Here is a 14,344-nt window from a genome sequence, read left to right as displayed (position 1 = left end):
GGGTTTGAAATGTTGCATGGGTAAGGAAAAGTAGCAAGTATTTTTATTTATATATTGGTGTAAGAAATATCAGGAGGAAAAATATAAATAAGCGGCAGGCGAATTGGACAAAAAAACCGGGCCCGATATTTGGCCCGGTTAGAGATAACGTATTAAATCGAGGTTCGGCGATAGTTGCGATATTCCGGTTGCCAGAAATTATCACTAATGGCTTGCAGCAGCGCTTCGGCCGATGTTTTCACCGCCACGCCCTGTTCCTGAGCCACTTTACCGACCGCAAACGCAATAGCGCGCGACACGGCCTGAATATCTTTCAGTTCCGGCAGTACCGGGCCTTCGCCGTTATTCACCAGCGGCGAGTGGTTGGCTAAGGTTTCGCTTGCCGCCATAAGCATCTCGTCGGTGACGCGCGATGCCCCCGCGGCGATCACGCCAAGGCCGATGCCCGGGAATATATAGGAGTTGTTGCACTGCGCGATGGCGTACTGTTTTCCCTTAACCGTCACCGGGGTGAACGGACTGCCGGTGGCCACCAGCGCTTCGCCGTCGGTCCAGGTCAGGATATTCTGCGGCGTGGCTTCGACGCGGGAGGTCGGGTTCGACAGCGGCATGACGATCGGCCGCGGGCAGTGCTTGTGCATTTCACGAATAATTTCTTCCGTGAACAGCCCCGGCTGGCCGGAGACGCCGATCAGAATATTTGGCTTCACATTACGCACCACGTCGAGCAGCGAAAGCGCTTCGTTGGTCGTATCCCAACCTTGCAGGTTTTCGCGCTTCTGCACCAGCTTGCTCTGGAACGACAGCAGATTCGGCATACCGTCGGTCAACAGGCCGAAGCGGTCCACCATAAATACGCGCTGGCGGGCTTCTTCTTCGCTTAGCCCTTCGCGCATGATTTGCGCGATGATCTGTTCAGCAATACCGCAACCGGCGGAGCCCGCGCCGAGGAAGACAATTTTTTGCTCGCTGAGTTGGCTGCCCGCGCCACGGCTGGCGGCGATCAATGTGCCGACGGTGACCGCCGCGGTGCCCTGAATATCATCGTTAAACGAGCAAATCTCGTTACGGTAGCGGTTAAGCAGCGGCATGGCGTTTTTCTGCGCGAAATCTTCAAACTGCAGCAGCACGTCCGGCCAACGGTTTTTGATAGCCTGGATAACGTCGTCAACGAATTGATAATACTCGTCGTCGGTAACGCGCGGATGACGCCAGCCCATATACAGCGGGTCGTCGAGCAGTTGCTGGTTGTTGGTGCCGACATCCAGCACGATAGGCAGGGTGTAGGCCGGGCTGATACCGCCGCAGGTAGTATAGAGCGACAGCTTACCGATAGGAATGCCCATACCGCCGATACCCTGGTCGCCGAGACCGAGAATACGCTCGCCGTCGGTCACCACGATCACTTTGACGTTATGGTTCGGTACGTTTTGCAGGATATCGTCGAGGTTGTGCCGATTCTGGTAGGAGATGAACACGCCGCGCGCGCGACGGTAGATTTCCGAGAAACGCTCACAGGCGGCGCCGACGGTGGGGGTATAGATAACCGGCATCATCTCATCGAGATGATTACCAATCAGGCGATAAAACAGGGTTTCGTTGGTGTCCTGGATGTTGCGCAGATAAATGTGCTTATCGATCTCGGTTTTAAATCCCTGATACTGGATCCACGCGCGTTCAGCTTGTTCTTCGATGGTTTCGACCACTTCCGGCAGCAGGCCCAGCAGGTTGAAGCTGCTACGCTCTTCCATGCTGAAGGCGCTTCCTTTGTTGAGTAACGGAAACTCAAGCAGAACCGGGCCAGCGTACGGGATATAAAGAGAACGGTTTTTTTTATAGATGAATTGCATCGCACTAACTCCTTGATGTTCACTTCAGACCCGGGCGCGGCGATAAGCGATCGGGCTGGCAGGAAATGCAGCGGGCAGAGTATAGAGCAGATGGTAACAAAAGAAGGATGCGAAGCGTGGGATTGTCTTAAAAAAACACCATCCTGTTTAGCGGATGGTGTTTTTATCATCACTCAGCTGGAAAATTAACCACCGCGGCGTTTGCGGCCCGTAGCATGGATATGGTTAACGGTAGTTTCTTCGTCGCCTTCCAGCACCACTTTTTTCTGGCGGGAAAGCTTGTAGTTCAGACCGAGAAGATGACGTGCCTGATGGTTCGATTTCATTCTTACTCCTTAATCCTGTTCTGGTTTCAAGGACAAGCCCGACGCAAGCCGGACGAAACGTAACCCTAAGTACGCCGCGCTTTTTAACGCGACGGGATTATCGTGGTCCATTTTTTTGCGAATAGCAACCTTGCGTCGGCAGATTAAGAGCGTTCTCGATTCAGGCGTGGCCGATTACCACTTCATTTCGCCGGTGTTCACTTTCGAGCTCAGCTCCAGCGAACTTTCTTCAGCGAGACCCGGATATTGCGCCTGCATGGCTTTGATGACGCTGGCGGAATCTTTATGCGCTTTCAGCGCCTGCTCGAATTTCTCCAGATAGTCGCGGGTAAAGACGATAGCCTTGTCGCCCGCCGGCGGCGTGCCGAGGTAGTGGCCCGGGATCACCTGTTGCGGATGCAGCGCGGCCATATCGCTAAGGGTCTGGCGCCACTGTTGACGGCTCGCCGCGCTTTGGGTATCGGCGGTCCAGACGTGCATGCCCCAGGCGACGCCGGTGCCGCCAAGAATCGCTTTATTCGCCGGGATCCAGACGAATGCGCCGTAGTTCTGCGGCTGACGAATTTCCACTTTCTCGCCGTCGATGGTGAAGCTATCTGCGGCTAATACCTGTGGAACATAGACCTGCTTCGGCGCGCCGTCTTTCATCTGCGGGCCCCAGTAAGCCAGCTTCGCCGCTTTGGTCTCTTCAATATGCTTAACCACTTGAGGGGTCGCCACCACTTTGGCCTGCGGGAAGGCTTTTACCAGCGGCTCGAGGCCAAAATAGAAATCCGGATCGCCCGAGGTGATCACAATGTGCGTGAGCTTCTTACCGCTTTTGTTGATCATCTCAACCAGCTTTTCACCATCCTTAACGCTGAACTGGGCGTCAAAAAGCACCGCCTCGTGCGGGCCGGAGGCCAGCGTGGAGTTCACCGCGAAGATCGCGTTCTCCTGCGGGTTGTAGGTTTGCAGGGTCAACGGCGCGGCAAAAGCGGTGGTGCTGAACAGGGCGGTGGCGATGGCCAGGGCAGATACTTTCATGTTGGTTTTCTCTCTTTCAGGTGAATAGGTTTATTTTACGTCATTCTTGATTTGTGAAAATTCCTGAAAAAAGAGATGCTGAGTTTCATAAAACGTGCAGATGGATACGGATATGGATCGAGTTATCGCCGCCCAGGTATATATGCGGATATGCGAGCTGGGCAGTTTGAGCGCGGCTGCCAGGGCGCTTGGTATGTCGCGGCCGATGGTGAGTCGCTATCTGGAGCAGATGGAGCACTGGGCCGGAACCCGGCTCATTCATCGTTCGACGCGCAAACTGACCTTAACCAGCGCTGGCGAAAAGGTTTTGCAGAAAACGCGTAGCCTCACGCAATTGGCGGATGAGATAGCGGGGCAGACGGAACGCGCGGTGCCGAGCGGCACGCTGCGGGTCGCCTGCGCGCACTTTACCGCCATGCAGTTGCTTTCACCGCTGCTACCGGAGTTTTTGGCCCGCTACCCGCAACTGCGTCTCGAACTGGATATCAATAACCATCCGGTAAGCCTGATTGGCGAGCGTATCGATGTCGCCATCCGGATCACCGATAATCCGGAGCCGGGGGCGATAGCGCGGCGGCTTGGCATCTGCCGCTCGGTACTCTGCGCCTCGCCGAGGTGGCTACAGCAGCATGGCCAGATAAATTCGCCGGAGGAGCTTAGTCAACATAACTGTCTGCACTATAGCCATTTCGCCACCCCGACATGGCAGTTTACCGATCCGCAGGGCGAACCCGTGTCGGTGGCCGTCTCCGGCAATCTGAGCGCCGGGATCTCCTCTCTGCTGATGGAAGCGGCGGTGGCGGGGTGCGGCATCGCCATGCTGCCGGAACTGGAAGCCCGGCGCGCGCTTAACAGCGGCGCGCTAAAACAGGTGCTGCCTGGCTATACGCCAAAATCCCTGGCCGTCTATGGTATCTATCTGTCACGAGATTATCAGCCCAGCGCGCTGCCGCTGTTTCTGGAGGCCATTCAGCAACAGTTGTCCCAGGTCAGCTAGAGCTGTCTATACTTAATCCTTTAACGTCAAAAAGGAGTGAAACGATGGCAATTCATAAGAAAGGTCAGGCGCATTGGGAAGGGGATTTGAAAAGCGGTAAAGGCACCGTCTCGACGGAAAGCGGTGCGCTGAACCAACAACCTTATGGTTTTAATACCCGCTTTGAAGGCGTTAAAGGGACTAACCCGGAAGAGCTTATCGGCGCGGCCCATGCTGCCTGCTTCTCAATGGCGCTGTCATTAATGCTCAGCGAAGAGGGCTATACGGCGACCTCTATCGATACCGTTGCGGTGGTCACGCTGGATAAGAGCGGCGGTGGCTTCGCCATCACGAAGATCGCGCTGCAGAGCAATATTGTCCTGCCGGGTATCGATCAAGCCGCCTTTGATCCGATTATCCAAAAAGCCAAAGCTGGCTGCCCGGTTTCGCAGGTGCTGAAAGCCGACATCTCCCTCGATTATCAGCTCAACGCTTAATCCGTGGCGCGCCCGCGGTAGCGCGGGCGCGTTGGCGTTTAAAGTCACCGTCGGCAAATGCCTGCCGCCGCGAATGGTGTTATGTTGGTGGCGTTACGGATAGCGACGGATAACGCAATGACCAGCATACGCGGCATGATTGAATCGCAGGTCCTGGGTTTAACCGGGATGGCGCTAAAAGAGATTGATTTTGAAAACCCCAAGGGCGAGCCGGGTTTATTTGGCCCGCAGTCGGCTATCTGGCAGGTGCACGGCGACTTTACCTCAATGCTCTGCGGCGGCATTAGCGCGCTACTGTTACAGATGCTGCATCCGCTGGCGCTGGCCGGTGTGTGGGATCATTCGCGTTTTCGTGAAGATATCTTTGGCCGCCTGCGCCGAACCAGTCAATTTATCTCAGCCACCACGTTTGGCACTACCGACGATGCCGAAAGATTAATCGCTAAAGTACAGGGGATCCATCAGCGTATCAGCGGCGTTGCGCCGGACGGTACGCCTTATCGCGCCAGCGATCCGGCGCTCTTAACCTGGGTTCACGTGGCCGAATGCAGCAGCTTTATGGCCTCTCATCTGCGTTATAAGCGCACCATCGTCACTGCCGCGCGGCAGGAGCAATACTACCGCGAAGCGGCGGAAGTCGCCCGGCGACTTGGCGCCGAAGACATCCCCGAAACGCCACGTCAGGTGGCGGAGTATTTGCAGGATATGCGCCCTCAGTTACGTTGTGATGAGCGAACGCGGGAGGTGGCGCAGGTGCTGCTCACCACCCGTCTGCCGGGCCGGCTAAGCCAGCCGGTAGGACGCTGGATGATGGTCGCCGGAATCGATCTGCTCCCCGATTGGGCGCAGCAGATGCTGGCGATCCCCATCAATCCGTTGCAGCGGCGAACAGCCAGAGTGGCGGTCAATGGCGTGGCGCGGGTGCTCCGCGCTTCGGTGCGCAATGGGGCTTATCACTGCGCTATGCGTCGAATGGCAACGTCATAAAAATAAAAAATAGCCGCTCAATGTCGGCTATTTTTAAAGCGCAATCATTCGCATTTATATATTATAACTCAGGCTATTTATTTTAAATTTATTATCAACAAGCTATTAATATTGAATATCGCTGATTCATATCAGGCTATCATCCACACTTTATTCGGGAGGGATGATGGAAAATAAAAAACAGCAGAGTGATAATAAATATCATCAGCGTTCACAGGCTGCGCGAAAAAGCACCCAGGTCAGCGTAGTCGTTAATCTGTTTTTATCGACCGGGCAAATTATCGCCGGCCTGTTTTCAGGGTCGCAAGGACTTATTGCCGATGGCATCCACTCTCTTTCCGATTTAATTGCTGATTTTGTAGTTCTGATTGCCAATAAGAAAAGCCGTAAACCTTCCGACAGCGATCATCATTATGGCCACTGGCGCTACGAAAATGGCGCGTCGATGATATTGGGCGCGATTTTAATGGTTGTCGGCGTGGGCATGTTGTGGTCGGCGGTGGATAAACTACTCCATCCGGAAACCATTCAATCCGTGCATATTACGGCACTTTGGGTGGCCCTGACGGCGCTGATCGCAAAAGAGACGCTGTTCCGTTACATGCTGGCGGTAGCAAAGCGCATTCAATCGTCATTATTAATTGCGAACGCCTGGCATGCGCGCTCGGATGCAGCATCGTCGGTAGTGGTGGCGGTGGGGATCGTTGGCAATCTCGCGGGGATGGTCTGGTTGGATCCTGTAGCGGCATTGTTAGTAGGGGTATTGATTTCCCGAATGGGTTACACTTTTGCCGGCGATGCTTTACATGATTTAATGGATCGCTCGGTCGACGCGCAAACCCAGAATGCGATACGCGACACCATCGCCGCAACCGGCGGCGTAGTGGGTCTGCATGATCTAAAAACTCGTAAGGCGGGCGACCTGATCCTCGTCGATGTCCATATAGAAGTTCCGGGCGAGCTGTCGGTTCGCGCAGGCCATGCTATCGCGCTGGCGGTGCGGGAAAATGTGCTCGCGCGCCATGAGGTGCTACAGGTGATGATTCACATTGATCCCTACGAAGCGCCCGGCGGCGAACCGGCTCACGCGTAAACAACATTTCGACTCCTGCCTGCAGGAGCCAACGCTACCTTGCCGTTAATTGGCAATAACAGAGGATGATATGAAAATTAACGAACCTCAGGCGATTACTTTACCCCTGCCGCGAACGGCGATATTTATCGTCGCGACCGTAGCGCGCAGCGCAGAGAGCCTGAGCCGCGTGCGCGACTGGTGCGATGATTTCGCCGCGGTGGTGCGTTCCGTTGGTACCCGCATGCCGGAGGCGGGGATTTCCTGCATCTGCGGATTTGGCGCTGAAATCTGGCCGCAGTTGTTTGGCCAGCCCACCCCGCAGCAGCTGCATCCTTTTCGCCGCGTGGGCAGCGGAGAGCGCGTGGCGGTCTCTACGCCGGGCGATCTGCTGCTGCATATCCGTTCCGATGATATGGGGCTTAGCTTCGAACTGGCGACGCAGTTGATGGACAAGTTGGGGGATGCCGTAACGGTTGTCGATGAAGTGCACGGCTTCCGCTATTTCGACCGTCGGGCGATGATCGGTTTTGTGGACGGCAGTGAAAATCCGCAGGGGCGCGCGGCGGCGGATTTCACCATTATCGGCGATGAAGACCCGGATTTCGCCGGTGGTAGCTACGTGATTGTGCAGAAATATCTGCACGATATGGCGGGCTGGAATGCGTTAACCGTCGAGCAGCAGGAGCGTATTATCGGGCGTAAAAAAATGACCAACATCGAACTGGATGCCGACGTCAAACCAAGCTGTTCGCACAGTTCGCTCACCACCCTTGAAGAGAACGGCGAGGAGATTAAAATCCTGCGCGACAACATGCCGTTCGGCAAACCCGGCATGGGCGAGTTTGGTACCTATTTTATCGGTTATGCGCGCAGCCCGGCGCCCATCGAACAGATGCTGGAAAACATGTTTGTCGGTCGCCCAGTCGGTAATTACGATCGACTGCTCGATTATAGCCGCCCGGTTACCGGCAGTCTGTTCTTTGTACCTTCTGCGACGCTACTTGAAGAATTATCCAGTCGTCAGGCTGAATAACCCTGCATAATATCCGCCATTACGCAGCCGCTGATGGTTTATTTCTCCGGCCTGCTTTGCAGGCCGAATATTGCGTGAAAAATAAAAACAGCCCATAATTAAACCACCATTAATTCATCGCTAATTAATGGCGGTTATCAACGCGATGTCGTGTTTGTGTACAATAAAATTAACCAATGGCTTAATAGATAATATCTATACCCATCATCTTTCATTAGGGTATGCACTGAGCATCATTGGGTCTTCAGGAAGTAATACAATGATCATCCGGCCAGAACAACACTGGTTTTTTCGTCTGTTTGACTGGCACGGTTCCGTGCTGTCAAAAATTGTTTTCCGCCTGCTATTGAACGTCCTGATGTCGGTCATCGCCATCATCAGCTATCAATGGTATGAACAACTTGGCATTCACTTAACCGTTGCGCCATTTAGCCTGTTGGGGATCGCGATTGCGATTTTTCTCGGCTTTCGTAATAGCGCGAGCTACAGCCGCTTCGTTGAGGCGCGTAATTTATGGGGAACCGTGCTGATTGCCGAACGAACGCTGGTGCGGCAGCTGAAAAATATCCTTCCAGCCGAGGCGGAAACGCATAAAACGTTAGTCAGTTACCTGGTGGCGTTCAGCTGGAGCCTTAAGCATCAGTTGCGTAAAACCGACCCGGCGATCGACCTGTATCGCCTGTTGCCGAAAGAGAAAGTGGCGGAAATTCTCGCCAGCTCAATGCCGACTAACCGAATTTTATTATTGATTGGTAATGAGTTAGGGAAGCTGCGCGAGCAGGGTATGCTCAGCGATATTACCTACGGCTTGATGGATAATAAACTCGACGAGTTAGCCCATGTCCTGGGCGGCTGCGAGCGTCTGGCGAGTACGCCGGTGCCGTTTGCTTACACCTTGATTTTACAGCGCACGGTGTATCTTTTTTGTACGTTGCTGCCGTTCGCGCTGGTGGGCGATTTGCATTATATGACGCCGTTTGTTTCGGTATTTATATCCTACACCTTCCTGTCATGGGATTCCCTGGCGGAAGAGCTGGAGGATCCGTTTGGCACTTCGGCAAACGACCTACCGCTCAATGCAATGTGCAATACCATTGAACGTAATTTGATGGATATGACCGGGCAACATCCGTTGCCGGAAAAAATGCAGCCTGACCGTTATTACAACCTTACATAAAAAAACGCCGGGCGGGTCAGCCCGTCCGGCGTTGAGTATTAGTGAGTGCGCATTCCTGCCGCCGTCATCAATAACTTAAAGAAGGTGGCGACCACGCCGAGCGCCAGCACGCTGGCCCCCCAGATAATCACCAGCCACATCAGTTTGTGCCAGAACGGACGATGATGCGTCGTTAACGTTTTATCAGATTGAGTCGCCATCAATGATACCCCTCATCGGGTTTGATTTTGCCGCGGAACACGTAGTAGCTCCAGCAGGTGTACATCAAAATAACCGGAATGATCAGCAGCCCGCCGACCAGCATAAAGCCCTGGCTCTGCGGCGGCGAAGCGGCCTGCCAGATAGAGATTGCCGGTGGAATAATATTCGGCCAGATGCTGATCCCAAGGCCGCTAAACCCGAGGAACACCAGCGCCAGGGTGAGTAAAAACGGCCCATAGCTGGCCTGACGATTATAGGCGCTACGGACAATCCCCCAGCAGCAAACCAGCACCAACAACGGCACCGGCATAAACCAGATGATATTGGGGAACGTAAACCAGCGGTGAGCGATTTCCGGGTGAGTCAGCGGCGTCCAGATGCTGATAATAGCGACCACTGCTAACAACGCCAGCGTCAGCGGGATCGCCAGCTCGGACATTTTGCGATGCAAAGCGCCTTCGGTTTTCATTATCAGCCAGGTGCAGCCGAGTAATGCGTAGGCAATCACCAGCCCGACGCCGCAAAACAGCGGGAAGGGCGCCAGCCAGTCGAGGGTTGAGCCGCTAAATTCGCGACCCGTGACGCTGAGGCCGTTGAGCAGGGTGCCTACGGCGATCCCCTGACTAAACGTCGCCAGTAGCGAACCGCCGATAAACGCCTTATCCCACAACGGGCGATGTTCCGGCGTCGCCTTAAAGCGAAACTCAAAAGCTACGCCGCGGAAAATCAGCCCCAGTAACATGGCGGTTAACGGGATGCTGAGCGCATCGATAATCACCGCGTAGGCCAGTGGAAACGCGCCATACAGCGCCGCGCCGCCCAGCACCATCCAGGTTTCATTGCCGTCCCATACCGGCGCCACGCTATTCATCATCATGTCGCGGTCGGTTTCATTTTTATTAAACGGGAACAGAATGCCGATCCCGAGATCGAAACCGTCCATCACGATATACATCAGAGTGGCAAAAACGATGATCGTGAACCAGATAATTGACAGGTCGATACCCATATTATTTTCTCCCCGAAGTATTCATAGGTTCGCGTACCGCTGACAGCGGGCGGGCAGGGGTTTGGTTCTGAGTCGGGTCCTCCGGCGTGTGCGCACTTTCCGGCCCCTTTTTTATCAGGCGAATCAGATACACGTAGCCGACGCCAAACACCGAGGCGTAAACCACGATAAAGGCCAGCAGGCTGAGGGACATATGCAGATCGCCATGGGCGGAGACCGCATCCCGGGTGCGCTGAACGCCATAGACTACCCACGGCTGGCGGCCAATTTCAGTGGTAAACCAGCCTGCCAGTAGCGCGACCAGCCCGGAAGGACCCATCAACAGGGCAAAACGCAGGAACGGTTTTGACGTGTAAAGTCGGCCACGCCAGCGCAGCCAGGCGCTGACCACGCCGAGCAGTACCATTAACATACCGAGCCCGGCCATCACCCTGAACGACCAGAAGATAATGGTGGAATTTGGGCGATCTTCTTTCGGGAAACTTTTTAAGGCCGGAACCTGTTTATCGAGGCTATGGGTCAGGATGATGCTGCCAAGATAGGGAACCTCAATTTTATATTTGGTGCGCTCCTCATCCATATCCGGCAGACCAAACAGCACTAATGGCGTGGCCTCACCCGGTTTATTCTCCCAGTGTCCTTCAATCGCGGCGATTTTTGCCGGTTGATGTTCGAGCGTATTCAGGCCGTGCGCATCGCCAATCATCGCCTGAATGGGGGCGACGATCAGCGCCATCCACAGCGCCATCGAGAACATCTTGCGGATTGCCGGCGTGTCATTGCCTTTCAGCAGATGCCAGGCCGCCGAAGCGCCGACGAAAAAGGCGCTGGCAAGGAAGGCGGCGGTGGACATGTGCAGCAGGCGATACGGGAATGAAGGGTTAAAAACGACCTTCAGCCAGTCTACCGGCACCACGATGCCATTCTCGATAATGTAGCCCTGCGGCGTATGCATCCAGCTATTGGACGCGAGGATCCAGAAAGTGGAAAACAGCGTGCCCAGCGCCACCATACAGGTCGCGAAGAAGTGCAGGCCGCGGCCGACGCGATGCCAGCCGAACAGCATGACGCCAAGAAAGCCGGCTTCGAGGAAGAAGGCGGTCAGGACTTCATAGGTCAATAGCGGCCCGGTAATACTACCGGCGAACTGCGAGAACCCGCTCCAGTTAGTGCCGAACTGATAGGCCATCACCAGTCCGGAAACGACGCCCATACCAAAATTAACGGCAAATATTTTTGACCAGAAATGGTAGAGCTGGCGGTAGGTATCCTCTTTTGTTTTTAACCACAGCCCTTCCAGTACCGCAAGGTAGCTGGCGAGGCCAATGGTAATAGCGGGGAAAATGATGTGGAAAGATACAGTAAATGCAAACTGTATCCGGGCTAAATAAAAGGCATCTAATCCGAACATGGCTCACCCCTGTACGACATTACTTCATTGTATTTATGGAATATTTTCTGCATAGCGGATACGGCTTTACCTGCGCAAAGCCTCCTGTTGATGACAATTAAATTACGGCGTTGACGGGCATTGAAATATGTTAATGCCCTTGATAATAAAGTTTAAAAATAATTCTTTAATTATCAAATAGGTTAAATTTAACACCCGATAGATAACATCTATTATACAACACGAAATGAGATGTTATTATTTAGTTAACGAGTAAAGTTACTCATTTCATTTTAACCAGACATTTAGTTAAAGATTAAAAACAACGAGTTAACCCTGTCATTTGCTATTCATTGGAAAATGAAATGCGGTATTTCCCGCTTAATTAATGTGGTTATTTAACATCACCGCAAAAAAACGTGACCAATGTTGTTAATAACATCCGTTAGCTGAAGAGAGTATTCAGGAGTTCATATGAATAAGAAAAAACGCGCTGTCCCCGGTGTTCATCCCTATGATGGCCCAGCGGGTGGATGGGGGGCGTTAAAAGCGACCGCCATCGCCGTGCGTACGCAAATGGACGCGCTTGACGCCCCGGTCACGCTGCTGCGTACCAACCAGCCTGACGGTTTTGACTGCCCCGGCTGCGCCTGGCCGGATAAAGAACATAAATCAACCTTCCAGTTTTGTGAGAACGGCGCGAAGGCGGTTACCTGGGAAGCCACCAGCAAACGCGTGACACCAGAGTTCCTGGCCGCCAATACCGTGACCTCGCTGCTGGCGAAAAGCGACTTTGAACTGGAAGGTTACGGACGTATTACCCATCCCTTGTCTTACGATCGCGAAAGCGACACGCTGCGCCCGGTCTCCTGGGAAAGCGCGTTTGCCCGCATTGGCGAAGTATTACAGGGCATGCAGCCCGATGAAGTTGAGTTCTATACCTCCGGGCGCGCCTCTAACGAAGCGGCATATCTGTTCCAGCTTTACGCCCGCGAGTTCGGCACCAATAACTTCCCGGACTGCTCCAATATGTGCCACGAGGCAACCAGCGTCGGTCTACCGCAATCGATCGGTATCGGTAAAGGCACGGTGTCTTTGGACGACTTTGACAAAACGGAACTGGTTATTTCCATCGGTCACAACCCCGGAACCAACCATCCGCGCATGATGGGCACGTTGCATGAACTGTCTCGCCGCGGTGTGCCGATTATCGTCTTTAACCCGCTGCGTGAAAGGGCGCTGGAACGTTTTGCCGACCCACAGAACGTTATTGAAATGGCGACCTACAGCTCGACGAATATCGCCTCAACCTATTTCCAGGTGAGAGCGGGCGGCGATGCCGCGGCGCTGAAAGGGATCGCTAAGGCGTTACTGGAGATTGAGGCGGACCAGGGCCAGGTGCTGGACCAGACGTTTATTAACGAGCACACCCTCGGCTTCGACGCTTTTGCCGAAGATTTACGTCAGACTAGTTGGCCGGAAATTGAGCGTGAGTCCGGATTAACCCGCGACGATCTGCAGCGCGTTGCCGTTGCCTACGCCAAATCCAACGCCACTATCGTGACCTATGGCATGGGGATCACCCAGCATAACAAAGGCACCTCTAACGTCCGATTGATCGCCGACCTTCTGCTGATGCGCGGCAATATCGGCAAACCGGGGGCCGGGATCTGCCCGCTGCGCGGTCACTCTAACGTTCAGGGCAACCGTACCGTTGGTATTACCGAAAAACCGAGTGCCGATTTTCTGAATAATCTTGAAAGCGTGTTCGGCTTTGTCGCACCGCGCGGACATGGCCATGATGCGGTAAAAGCCCTGCAGGCGATGGTTGCCGGTGAAGCGAAAGCGCTGATCTGCCTTGGCGGTAATTTTGCGGTGGCGATGCCGGATCATGAGCGGGCGTTCCCGGCGATGCGTGGGCTGGATCTTAGCGTGCACATCGGCACCAAACTGAACCGTTCGCATCTGCTGGTAGCCAAAGAGACCTTTATTCTGCCTTGTCTGGGCCGCACCGAACTCGATATGCAGGAGAGCGGACGCCAGTCAATCACCGTAGAAGACTCGATGTCGATGGTCCACGCCTCATCAGGTAAACTGAAACCGGCCTCTGACCGACTGCGCTCGGAACCGGCTATTGTCGCCGGGATGGCGTCGGCGACGCTGCCGAACAGCAAGATCGACTGGTTATCGCTGGTGGCGGATTATGACCGCATTCGCGATCTCATCGAGCAGACTATCCCCGGGTTCGAGGATTATAACGAACGTATTCGTCATCCGGGCGGTTTCCGTATGCCGCTGCCGCCAACCGAGCGGATTTGGCCGACGCCGACCGGCAAAGCGATGTTCTCGGTGTTCAAAGGCGTCCATGAGAACACCCGCGTTGATGGCGACGACGTGATGCGCCTGGTTACGCTGCGCAGTCACGATCAGTACAACACCACGATTTACGCGATGGACGATCGCTATCGCGGGGTGTTTGGCCGCCGCGATGTGCTGTTTATGAATGAGCAGGATATGGCCGAGCAGGGGCTGGAGCATGGCGACCGTGTCGACATTTTCACCGCGCTCCCGAATAGCGACCTGCGCCTTGAGGATATCACCGTGGTTGCTTATAGCATCGCGTCGGGCACCGTGGGCGCTTATTATCCGGAAGCCAACGTGTTGGTGCCGCTGGATTACATCGATGAAGAGAGCGGAACGCCGTCGTACAAGTCAGTTCCTATCCGCCTGACGCTGCGTTCTAAAGAGGTGCGCGCCGTCCCCGGTCTGCGTTAATTTGCTGAATGTTGCCAGTGGC

Annotated in this window: 13 protein-coding genes; 7 read left to right on the top strand and 6 right to left on the bottom strand. The window is 54.4% G+C overall.

The window, feature by feature from the left end; all coding sequences use genetic code 11:
- Positions 1-152 precede the first annotated feature (152 nt).
- From PGR10_RS04195 to PGR10_RS04185, 3 genes are all read right to left on the bottom strand, one after another.
- Positions 153-1,850, bottom strand: coding sequence for an NAD-dependent malic enzyme (locus PGR10_RS04195; RefSeq protein ID WP_015366493.1), 1,698 nt, complete (start codon positions 1,848-1,850; stop codon positions 153-155).
- Between the two features lie 185 nt (positions 1,851-2,035).
- Entirely contained in the window at positions 2,036-2,176 is a 141-nt protein-coding gene (gene sra / locus PGR10_RS04190) for a stationary-phase-induced ribosome-associated protein (protein WP_015366494.1), read from the bottom strand.
- A 174-nt stretch (positions 2,177-2,350) separates the two neighbouring features.
- On the bottom strand, positions 2,351-3,202 hold the full coding sequence (locus tag PGR10_RS04185) for a Vmh family MBL fold metallo-hydrolase (RefSeq protein WP_430923011.1): 852 nt from the start codon (positions 3,200-3,202) through the stop codon (positions 2,351-2,353).
- Positions 3,203-3,314: 112 nt separating this feature from the next.
- On the opposite strand from PGR10_RS04185, the gene PGR10_RS04180 reads away from it, so the two are divergent.
- The 6 genes from PGR10_RS04180 to PGR10_RS04155 all read left to right on the top strand — a co-directional run bounded on the left by PGR10_RS04180 (position 3,315) and on the right by PGR10_RS04155 (position 8,947).
- The gene (locus PGR10_RS04180) at positions 3,315-4,199 is read left to right on the top strand and encodes a LysR family transcriptional regulator (protein ID WP_015366496.1); all 885 of its coding nucleotides are present in this window, start codon (positions 3,315-3,317) and stop codon (positions 4,197-4,199) included.
- A gap of 44 nt (positions 4,200-4,243) precedes the next feature.
- Positions 4,244-4,675: an OsmC family protein gene (locus PGR10_RS04175; protein WP_430923010.1), complete on the top strand. Its 432-nt coding sequence runs from the start codon at positions 4,244-4,246 to the stop codon at positions 4,673-4,675.
- 117 nt (positions 4,676-4,792) lie between these two features.
- Entirely contained in the window at positions 4,793-5,662 is an 870-nt protein-coding gene (locus PGR10_RS04170; RefSeq protein ID WP_213316125.1) for an oxygenase MpaB family protein, read from the top strand.
- A 166-nt stretch (positions 5,663-5,828) separates the two neighbouring features.
- The gene (locus PGR10_RS04165) at positions 5,829-6,755 is read left to right on the top strand and encodes a cation diffusion facilitator family transporter (protein ID WP_430923009.1); all 927 of its coding nucleotides are present in this window, start codon (positions 5,829-5,831) and stop codon (positions 6,753-6,755) included.
- A 70-nt stretch (positions 6,756-6,825) separates the two neighbouring features.
- Positions 6,826-7,770: a Dyp-type peroxidase gene (locus tag PGR10_RS04160; RefSeq protein WP_430917518.1), complete on the top strand. Its 945-nt coding sequence runs from the start codon at positions 6,826-6,828 to the stop codon at positions 7,768-7,770.
- A 259-nt stretch (positions 7,771-8,029) separates the two neighbouring features.
- On the top strand, positions 8,030-8,947 hold the full coding sequence (locus PGR10_RS04155; protein WP_087859604.1) for a bestrophin family protein: 918 nt from the start codon (positions 8,030-8,032) through the stop codon (positions 8,945-8,947).
- 38 nt (positions 8,948-8,985) lie between these two features.
- On the opposite strand, the gene PGR10_RS04150 is transcribed toward PGR10_RS04155, so the two are convergent.
- Genes PGR10_RS04150 through PGR10_RS04140 form a run of 3 tightly spaced genes read right to left on the bottom strand, consistent with a single transcriptional unit; the run spans position 8,986 to position 11,568 of the window.
- On the bottom strand, positions 8,986-9,147 hold the full coding sequence (locus tag PGR10_RS04150) for a DUF2474 domain-containing protein (RefSeq protein WP_064568862.1): 162 nt from the start codon (positions 9,145-9,147) through the stop codon (positions 8,986-8,988).
- Positions 9,147-10,157 (bottom strand): cytochrome d ubiquinol oxidase subunit II, encoded by a 1,011-nt coding sequence (gene cydB / locus PGR10_RS04145; RefSeq protein ID WP_015705494.1) that lies wholly within the window; start codon positions 10,155-10,157, stop codon positions 9,147-9,149. The genes PGR10_RS04150 and cydB overlap by 1 nt, the downstream gene beginning before the upstream one ends.
- Before the next feature lies 1 nt (position 10,158).
- Positions 10,159-11,568, bottom strand: coding sequence for a cytochrome ubiquinol oxidase subunit I (locus PGR10_RS04140; RefSeq protein WP_015366505.1), 1,410 nt, complete (start codon positions 11,566-11,568; stop codon positions 10,159-10,161).
- Positions 11,569-12,021: 453 nt separating this feature from the next.
- Here PGR10_RS04140 and PGR10_RS04135 point away from each other — a divergent pair, with 453 nt between their 5' ends.
- A complete protein-coding gene (locus PGR10_RS04135) occupies positions 12,022-14,322 on the top strand; it encodes an FdhF/YdeP family oxidoreductase (RefSeq protein ID WP_430923008.1) in 2,301 nt (766 codons plus the stop codon).
- Positions 14,323-14,344: the final 22 nt, after the last annotated feature.

The organism is Klebsiella sp. 141198, from assembly GCF_050600785.1.
Lineage (GTDB): Bacteria > Pseudomonadota > Gammaproteobacteria > Enterobacterales > Enterobacteriaceae > Klebsiella > Klebsiella aerogenes.
Note: the sequence above shows the minus strand (reverse complement) of the source record. Positions and strands in the feature narration are given on the sequence as shown.

Coding starts and splice junctions, on each gene's coding strand:
- sra (WP_015366494.1), bottom strand. CDS start 2,176: ATGAAATCGAACCATCAGGCACGTCATCTTCTCGGTCTGAACTACAAG.
- PGR10_RS04150 (WP_064568862.1), bottom strand. CDS start 9,147: ATGGCGACTCAATCTGATAAAACGTTAACGACGCATCATCGTCCGTTC.
- PGR10_RS04155 (WP_087859604.1), top strand. CDS start 8,030: ATGATCATCCGGCCAGAACAACACTGGTTTTTTCGTCTGTTTGACTGG.
- PGR10_RS04170 (WP_213316125.1), top strand. CDS start 4,793: ATGACCAGCATACGCGGCATGATTGAATCGCAGGTCCTGGGTTTAACC.
- PGR10_RS04195 (WP_015366493.1), bottom strand. CDS start 1,850: ATGCAATTCATCTATAAAAAAAACCGTTCTCTTTATATCCCGTACGCT.
- PGR10_RS04135 (WP_430923008.1), top strand. CDS start 12,022: ATGAATAAGAAAAAACGCGCTGTCCCCGGTGTTCATCCCTATGATGGC.
- PGR10_RS04175 (WP_430923010.1), top strand. CDS start 4,244: ATGGCAATTCATAAGAAAGGTCAGGCGCATTGGGAAGGGGATTTGAAA.
- PGR10_RS04160 (WP_430917518.1), top strand. CDS start 6,826: ATGAAAATTAACGAACCTCAGGCGATTACTTTACCCCTGCCGCGAACG.
- PGR10_RS04165 (WP_430923009.1), top strand. CDS start 5,829: ATGGAAAATAAAAAACAGCAGAGTGATAATAAATATCATCAGCGTTCA.
- PGR10_RS04140 (WP_015366505.1), bottom strand. CDS start 11,568: ATGTTCGGATTAGATGCCTTTTATTTAGCCCGGATACAGTTTGCATTT.
- cydB (WP_015705494.1), bottom strand. CDS start 10,157: ATGGGTATCGACCTGTCAATTATCTGGTTCACGATCATCGTTTTTGCC.
- PGR10_RS04180 (WP_015366496.1), top strand. CDS start 3,315: ATGGATCGAGTTATCGCCGCCCAGGTATATATGCGGATATGCGAGCTG.
- PGR10_RS04185 (WP_430923011.1), bottom strand. CDS start 3,202: ATGAAAGTATCTGCCCTGGCCATCGCCACCGCCCTGTTCAGCACCACC.